Source organism: Actinomadura sp. 7K507 (assembly GCF_004348425.1).
Lineage (GTDB): Bacteria > Actinomycetota > Actinomycetes > Streptosporangiales > Streptosporangiaceae > Spirillospora.
Genome location: NZ_SMKK01000322.1, coordinates 1 through 8,412, shown reverse-complemented (window position 1 = coordinate 8,412; position 8,412 = coordinate 1). Strand labels below are relative to the sequence as shown.

The following is an 8,412-nucleotide window of genomic DNA, read 5'->3' as shown; positions in this document are numbered from 1 at the left end:
CTCGCGGGCCGAGCGGATCAGGAGTGAGCGGTCCAGGCGCCCGCCCCAGTGGCCCGACAGCAGTTCGGCGCCCTTGGGGTCGAGGGCCAGGCCGCCGAGGACGGCCACGTCCGGCGGCGGGGGTCCGTGCCGCACGTCGGCGTCCATCGGCTGCACGCGGCCGCGCGCCACGGCGAGGATGCGGTCGACCTCGGCGATCGAGCCGCGGAAGTCGCGCGGGTCGGCAAGCACGAGGACCCCGACGGGCGGGCCGCCGCGCATCTCGGCCGTCAGCGCGGCGACGCGTTCGCGCAGGTGGGCGACCTGCTCCAGGGTGGCGCGGGTGAGCAGGACGACCATGTCCGCCTCGTGCATCAGCTCGATCAGCGGTGTGCCGGCGCCGAGCCGGCCGCAGTCGGCGATCACGTCGACGGGGTCGAGGCCGGCGAACGCCCGGCCGAGCGGCCCCCACAGCCACGTCATCGCCTGCGCCTGCTCGGCGTTGGTGGTCCCGACGAGGACGTCGAGGCCGCCGACGAGCCGCTGGCAGTGCTCGGCGACCTGGTCGGGCCGCAGGCCGCGGCGGGCGGTGGCGGCGAGGCTGAGCAGTCCGCGGGACGGGTTGAGCATCCCGCCGTCCCCCGCGTCGCCGGCGTCCGGGGCGGCGGGCAGCCGGTACACGAGGTCGCCGCCGGCCTGGTCGCACTCCGCGACCAGCACGGGACGCGGCCACACCGCACCGAGGGCGACGGCCGCGGTCGTGACGCCCGGCGCCCCCTTGTCGGCCGCGAGCGCGATGAGTGCCACTGTCAGTTACCGCCCGCGCCCGGAGCCGGAGGCCCGCTCTGGCCCGGGGTGCCGCCGCCCGGAACCGGCACGGTGCCGTCGGGCGTATCGGTGGCGCCGGGTTCCTCGCCGCCTTCCGGGTTCTGGTTTCCACCGGAGGGCGGCGCCTGGCCGCCGGGTGGGGCGGCGACCTTCGTCCCTTCCGGGATCAGCGCGAGCGCGATCGCCCCGGCGGAGGCCGCCTGCGTCACCTGCGGCGCGTCCGCCGGAAGTACGGCGACGTCGACGCTGGTCTGGTCGGACTGCAGCCGCGTCCCGCCGAGGTCGCCCCCGCCGCCCCCGCCGCTCACGCCGATCACGATGGCGTCCTGGGCCAGGACGGTCCCGGGACGCGGCCCGCCGTTCTGCGTACCGCCGACCGCGTAGAGGGAGACGTGCTTGCCGATCTCGACGCCGCCGGAGGGGAACTGGCCCGGTTTGAGCGCGAGCCCGACGACGAGGCGGCCCTTGGCCGGGCCGTCCGACGGGCTGATCATGGAGTTGGTCAGCAGCGCGCCCTCGACCAGCGGGACCGCGGCGTAATAGCGGGTCACCTTCGCGCGCTCCGACCAGTCGATGAACTGGATTCCGGTGTCGCCGACCTGGACCTCTTCGAGGGCGCTCGCCGGGATCTTCTGCCCGGCGGCGACCGGCTGCGCGATCCGGACCGCCGACACCCGCTCGCCGCTCGCCATCACGAGGTAGGCGCTGGCGAGGGCGCCGCCGAGGATGAGCAGCACCGCGAGCGCCGCGAGCGCCGGTTTCCGCTCCCGCTGGGAGGTGGGAATGCGCTGCCCGCCGGAGGTGCCGAGCCCCGAACGGCCGAGCCCCGCCGTACCGCCGGACGGGGCCGTCCCACCGCCCCCGGACGATCCCGTTCCGCCTCCGGCGAAGGTCGACTGGTTGGACTTCATCGCGCTGCCCACGCGCTCCTTCCCGCCCTCCCGTGGCTCCCGCCTCGCGGGAGCCGTGCATCACCGAGCGATCCATGCTTGCGGGGGCGGCAAGGTCACGTCAATGGATTCGGTGAATGCAAGGCGTTCCATATCCGGGCATACCGCGATGACCTGCTAATTCGACGATCACATCGTTACTTACCACCAGTCACATCTGTCACTGACCCGCGTCCCCGGCGGCTCCGGGCAGCGCGCCGCGGGCCCCGGGGATCACGGTTTCAGGCCGGTGAGGCGGGCCAGGAGGGTCATGCTGTGGTCGAAGTAGGCGGCCCGGTCGTCGATCACCACGTTGTTGAATTGCCCGAACAATTCGAAGCTGACCGTGCCGTACATACCGGCCCATGCCGTGAGGCCGCGGGCGATCACGTCGTCGGGGACGTTCATGGAGACGGCGGCGCGGACGCGGGCGAGGTCCTCGGCGATCGAGGGCGGTGGCGCCGGGGCGGTCCCACCCGTGTCGACGGCGCCCGGCTCGCTCTCGCCCGCCTCGATCTCGCCGGCTTCGTACGCCTCGGTGAGGATCCGTGCGAGGACGGCCGTGTCCCGCGTGGCGGCCGTGACGGTGTCGTCCGGCGCTTTGTAGCCGGGGACGGGTGACCCGTACAGCAGCGCGTACTCGTGCGGGTGCGCCAGCGCCCACTCCCGGACGGCCCTGCACACGGCGAGCCAGCGTCCGGCGAAATCGCCCTCGGGCGCCTGGGCGTCCGCCTTCTCCACGGCCTCGCCGACGGCGTTGTAGCCGTCGATGATCAGCGCGGTGAGCAGGTCGTCGCGGCTCGGGAAGTACCGGTAGATCGCCGAGGAGACCATGCCCATCTCGCGGGCGACCGCGCGCAGCGACAGTCCTGTCGCCCCCTCGGTGGCCAGGTGGCGTCTCGCCGTTTCCGTGATCTCGCGGATCAGCTCCGCCCGGACCCGTTCCCGTGCCGTACGACCTGCGCTCATGCCCCCACCGTAGCAGAGCGTCGCACCGATTAGAGAGCACTGCTCTTGACAACGCCGCTCTCCAGAGAGAGCATTGCTCTCGAAATAGAGCACTGAGCAAGAACGACGGAGAGCGGAGAGAACCATGGGGAAGCATGTGATCGTCGGGGCCGGGCAGGTCGGGGTTCACCTCGCCGAGCGGCTCACCGGGCGCGGGCACGACGTCGCCGTCGTGACGCGGTCCGGGTCGGGACCGGACGGGGTCGAGCGGATCGCCGCCGACGTCGCCGACCGGGGCCGGCTCACCGAGATCGCCAAGGGCGCCGACGCGCTCTACAACTGCGTCAACCCGCGCTACCACCGCTGGGCGCGGGACTGGCCGCCGATGGCCGCGTCCTTCCTCGGCGCGGCCGAGGACACCGGCGCCGCCCTGGTCACGCTGAGCTGCCTGTACGGATACGGGCCCGTGGACGGGCCGATGACCGAGGACCTGCCGCTCGCCGCGACCGGCACCAAGGGCCGGGTGCGGGCGGGGATGTGGCGGGACGCCCTGGCCGCGCACCGGGCGGGCCGCGTGCGGGTCACCGAGCTGCGCGGGTCCGACTACTACGGCCCGCGGAGCAGCGACCAGGCGTACATCGGCGAGGTCCGGTTCGTGAAGCCGCTGCTGGCGGGCAAGCGCGTCTTCTACATGAGCGACCCGTCCGTCCCGCACGCCTGGACGTACCTGCCGGACGTCGCGGAGGCCCTCGCCATCGCCGGGACGGACGAGCGGGCACTGGGCCGGGCCTGGCACGTCCCGACCGCTCCCGCCGTGTCCACGCTGCACGTCGCCGAGCGGCTGTGCGAGATCGCCGGGGCGCCGGCGCCGCGCGTCCACGAGCTGCCGCGCCCCGTCTTCAACGCGCTCGGGCTCGTCTCGCCGATGCTGAAGGAACTGCGGGAGACCAGGTACCAGTTCGACAAGCCGTACATCCTGGACTCCTCGGCGTTCGAGTCCACCTTCGGGATGCGTCCGACACCGATGGACGACGCCCTCGAGACCATCGTGGCCGCCTACCGGAACTCCGAGCGGGCGGGTAACTAAGCTGAGCGCGATCCAGCGGACATCGGAGGGTTCTGGTGCGGATCTCGTTCACGGCTTTGACCGTCGGGGGACCACGCGATGTCGTCATGGACGCCGATTCCGAGGCCACCGTGGACGGGGTCGCGCAGTCGCTGGCCGCCCTGCTCGGCGAACGGGCGGTGCCCGGCGAGCGGGCGACGTTCGCCGAAGCCACGCCGTCCGTCCCCGCTCCCCGCTACTCGAAGGACGCCCTGCACTCCATGGGCGGGCACTCCAGAGGCGGGCATTCCAGAGGTGGGCCGGGTCCGCGGCGGGCCCTGTGGATGGACGGGCGGATGCTCGATCCGCAGGCCCTCGCCGTCAAGGAGCTCCGGGACGGCGCCGTCGTCGCGGTCGAGCAGCGCGGGGCCGCCGCCACCGTCCTCACCGAGCCGACCGGGCTGGTCGAGGTGCGGGTCGTCGGCGGCCCGGCGGCGGGGTCGGTGCACCGGCTCGGCCTCGGGGCCGCCACCATCGGCTCCGGGCTCGACGTGGACGTGGAGCTGGACGACCCGTCCATGCCCGCCCGGTCGCTGCGGCTCACGGTGGCGCGGGAGTCGGTCCAGGTGGAGGCCTCGGCGCTGACGATGGAGGGGTCCGTCACGCTGGACGGGACGCCGCTGACCGCGAAGACGACGTGGCCGCCCGGCGCGCTGCTGGCCGTGGGGTCGAGCGTTCTGGCGCTCGCGCCGAGCACCGCCCCGGACACCCACCTGGAGCCGCTGCCCGAGGGCGGCCTGGCGTTCAACCGGCCGCCCCGGCTGGCCCCCGCGCGGCGGGACCGGCGGCTGGAGGTTCCGAAGCGCCCAGAGCGCAATCCGCGCGAGCGGCTCCGGCTGTTCGGGGCGCTGCTGTTCGCGGCGTTCGGGCTCGTCATGGCTTTCGTGCTCCGGCAGTGGTACTGGGCGCTGTTCGCGCTGGCCTGGCCGGTCATGACGGTCGGCGAATGGGTCGGCGACCGGTTGCACGGGCGAAAGTCGTACAAGAGGGCCCTGAAGGAGTACCACCGCAAGGCCGGGAAGTTCGACGGCGAGGTCGAGCGGCTGCGGCGCGAGGACGAGGCGGAACGGCGCGCGTTCCATCCCGACCCCGCCGAGGTGCTGCTGACCGCGACCGGCCCGCGGCGGCGGCTGTGGGAGCGCCGCCACGACGACCCCGACGTCCTGCACCTGCGGGTCGGCCTGGCCGACCTGCCCGCCCGCATCGAGTTCACCGGCGACGACGGCACTGAGCGGCGTGGGGGTGCTTCCCCCCTCGGAGGAGACGGCCTGCCGGTTCCGGAGGCGCGCCAGGTCCCGGTGGCGCTGCCGCTCGCGGAACTGGGCGTCGTCGGGCTGACCGGCCCGCGTTCCGCGTCCCGCGCGCTGGCCCGCTGGATGGTCGCCCAGGCCGCCACCCTGCACAGCCCCCGCGACCTTTCGATCGTCGTCCTGTCCGCCGAACGGGGGGCCGGGAGCGAGTGGAACTGGGTGCGGTGGCTGCCGCACTGCGTGCCGCGCGAGGGCGAGGACTGCGTCGCCCTCGTCGGCACCGACCCCGAGTCGGCCGCGCACCGCGTCACCGAACTGGCGATCCAGGTCACGGAACGGCGCCGTGCCGCGCAGGCGGAGCCGGCGTTCCCCGGTCAGGGCGGGAGGCCCGCCGGCGCCTTCCCGTACAACGTCCTGATCGTGCTGGACGGCGCCCGCGCGCTGCGCCGCATGCCCGGGATGCCGATGCTCCTGTCGCGAGGCGCCGAATACGGGCTCTACGCCATCTGCATCGACGACGAGGAACGCCTGCTTCCCGAAGAGTGCCGGGCCGTGGCCGCGTGGGACCCGCGGCACACGTCGGTGGTCCGGCTTCAGGGCCACGGGCTGGAAGCCCTCGGCCCCGTCCTCGCCGACCAGGTCTCAGCGACCTGGACGGACCGGGTGGCGCGCGCGCTGGCCCCCGTCCGGGACGTGTCACGCGAGGACGCCGAAGACTCCATCCCGTCCGAGGTCCGGCTTCTGGACGTCTTCGACATGCCCGACCCCACGGCCGAGGACATCCTCCAGATGTGGGCGCGCACGGGCGGCCGGACCACACGCGTCCCCGTGGGCGTCGGTCCAGGCGGGCAAGGGCCCGGCGACCCGTACGAGATCGACCTGCGCGCGGACGGGCCGCACGGCCTCATCGCGGGAACCACCGGCGCGGGCAAGTCCGAGCTGCTCCAGACGCTCATCGCCTCCCTGGCCGTCGCCAACCGGCCCGACGAGATGACGTTCGTCCTCATCGACTACAAGGGCGGCGCCGCGTTCAAGGACTGCGCCCGCCTCCCCCACACCGTCGGCATGGTCACCGACCTCGACGGCCACGCGACGGAACGCGCGCTGGAGTCCCTCGCCGCCGAGCTCCGCCGCCGCGAGGAGGTCCTCCTCGACGCGGGCGCCAAGGACATCGACGACTACAACGACCTCCGCGTCACCGATCCGACCCTGCCCACGGTGGCGCGGCTCGTCCTCGTCATCGACGAGTTCGCCGCCATGGTCACCGAACTGCCCGACTTCGTCACCGGCCTCGTCGACATCGGGCGCCGCGGCCGCTCCCTCGGCGTCCACCTCGTCCTCGCCACGCAGCGTCCCGCCGGGGTCGTGACGGCCGACATCCGCGCCAACACCAACCTGCGGATCGCGCTGCGCGTCACCGACCCCGACGAGTCCACCGACGTCCTCGACTCGCCCGAGGCCGCGCAGATCTCCAAGTCCACGCCCGGACGCTGCTACGTCCGGTCCGGCATGTCGGCGCCGCAGCCCGTCCAGTCCGCGCGGATCGGCGGGCGGCGCCCCGGAACCGGCGCCGGCCACCACGGCCCGACCGTCCTGCCGCTCCCCTGGCAGGGCCTCGGCCACCCGCTGCCCGAGCCCGGCGGAGCCGCTCACGACAACACGGGCCACGACAACACGGGCCACGACAACGCGGGCCACGGCATCACGGGCGGCGACGCGACCCTGACCACCGACCTCGGCGTCCTCGTCCAGGCGATCGACGAGGCGGCGCGCCGCGCGGGCATCGCCCGCCTGCCGTCCCCGTGGCTGAGCCCGCTTCCCGAACGGATCACGCTCCCGTCCCGGACGGCCGCCGGCGGCTCCGTCGTGGACGTCCCCCCGATCCCGTTCGGCGTCACCGACCTGCCCGCCGTCCAGTCCCGCGAGGACCTCACCCTCGACCTCGCCTCCGGCGGCCACCTGTACATCGCCGGATCCGCGCAGTCCGGCCGGTCCACCGCGCTGCGCACCATCGCCGGGTCCCTTGCCGGTGCCTGCTCCCCCTACGACGCCCACCTGTACGCCATCGACTGCGGCGCGAACGCCCTGCTCCCCCTCATCTCGCTCCCGCACTGCGGCGCCGTCGTCACCCGCGACCAGCTCGACCGCTGCGAACGGCTCGTCACCGCGCTCGCCGCGGAGGTCGCCCGCCGCCAGCAGCTCCTCGCCGAGGCCGGCTTCGCGTCCCTCGCCGAACAGCGCGCCGCCGTCGCCGCGACCGACCGCCTCCCCTGGATGGTGCTGCTCCTCGACCGCTGGGAGGGCTTCCTCGGCGCGTTCGAGCACTACGACTACGGCCGCCTAGTCGACCAGGTCATCCGCCTCCTGCGCGAGGGCGCCGCCGTCGGCCTGCGCGCCGCCTTCACCGGCGACCGCTCCGGCCTCGGCGGCCAGATCTCCACCGTCTTCGACCGCCGCCTCATCCTCCGCATGGCCGACCCCAACGACTACGGCTACGGCGGCCTCCAGGACAAGCAGGTCCCCGCCGAGATGCCGCCCGGCCGGGCCCTCGAACCCACCGTCCCGGGCATGGCCCCGCGCGAATCCCAGATCGGCCTCCTCGGGGACGACCCGTCCGGCACCGCCCAGGTCGCCGCCCTCCAGGAGATCGCCCGCACCTGCGTGTCCCGCTACGGCCGCCTGCCGCGCAGGCAGCGCCCCCTGCACGTGGACGAACTGCCCGTCCGCGTCACCTACCGCGAGGCCATGTCACTCGACCCCGAGTTCCTCGCCCCGTCCGCCCTGTGGGCCCTCGTCGGCGTCGGCGGCGACACCCTCGCCCCCGTCGGCGTCGACCTCCTGAACGAGGGCCCCGGCTTCACCGTCGCGGGCCCGCCCCGCTCCGGCCGCTCCACGACCCTCCGCACGATCGTGCACTCGCTCCTCGATCCCGCCGTCGGCGGCGGCCTCGTCCCCGTCGTCCTCGTCACGCCCCGCCGCTCCCCGCTGCGCCCGCTCTCCGGCCACCCGGGCGTCCTCGGCGTCCTCACCTCCGACTCCGACGCCGGCGACCTCGCCACCGCCATCGGCGACGAGCACCGCTACGCCGTGGTCGTCGACGACGCCGAGCTCCTCGACGAGACCGACCTGGACGACGCGCTCCGCGACGTCCTGCGCACCGCCCGCGACGGCGAGCACGCCGTCGTCATCGGCGGCACCACCGCCGACCTCGGCCGCGGCTACCGCGGCTTCCTGTCCGACACCCGCCGCTCCCGCTCCGGCGTGCTGCTGTCCATCGACTCCCCCGACGACGGCGACCTGTTCGGCCTCCGCCTCCCCCGCAACGCCCCCGTGGGCGGCCCCACCGGCCGCGGCCTCTTCGTCGCCACCGGCC

5 protein-coding genes are annotated in these 8,412 nt (G+C 74.3%); 2 read left to right on the top strand and 3 right to left on the bottom strand.

Translation table 11 applies throughout. The features are described 5' to 3' along the window. From E1285_RS40930 to E1285_RS40920, 3 genes are all read right to left on the bottom strand, one after another. Positions 1-786: hypothetical protein (locus E1285_RS40930; RefSeq protein ID WP_132159987.1), on the bottom strand; the 786-nt coding region annotated here is incomplete at its 3' end. A gap of 2 nt (positions 787-788) precedes the next feature. Then, complete coding sequence (locus E1285_RS46095; RefSeq protein WP_165966973.1) at positions 789-1,730, bottom strand: hypothetical protein; 942 nt, start codon at positions 1,728-1,730, stop codon at positions 789-791. Positions 1,731-1,970: 240 nt separating this feature from the next. Further along, entirely contained in the window at positions 1,971-2,705 is a 735-nt protein-coding gene (locus E1285_RS40920; RefSeq protein ID WP_132159986.1) for a TetR/AcrR family transcriptional regulator, read from the bottom strand. Between the two features lie 124 nt (positions 2,706-2,829). On the opposite strand from E1285_RS40920, the gene E1285_RS40915 reads away from it, so the two are divergent. Beyond that, positions 2,830-3,771 carry an NAD-dependent epimerase/dehydratase family protein gene (locus E1285_RS40915; RefSeq protein WP_132159985.1) on the top strand — a complete coding sequence of 314 codons (942 nt, stop codon included), beginning with the start codon at positions 2,830-2,832 and terminating at the stop codon, positions 3,769-3,771. An 86-nt stretch (positions 3,772-3,857) separates the two neighbouring features. Beyond that, positions 3,858-8,412 (top strand): FtsK/SpoIIIE domain-containing protein (locus E1285_RS40910; protein WP_243723407.1); only part of this gene is annotated, 4,555 nt, incomplete at its 3' end.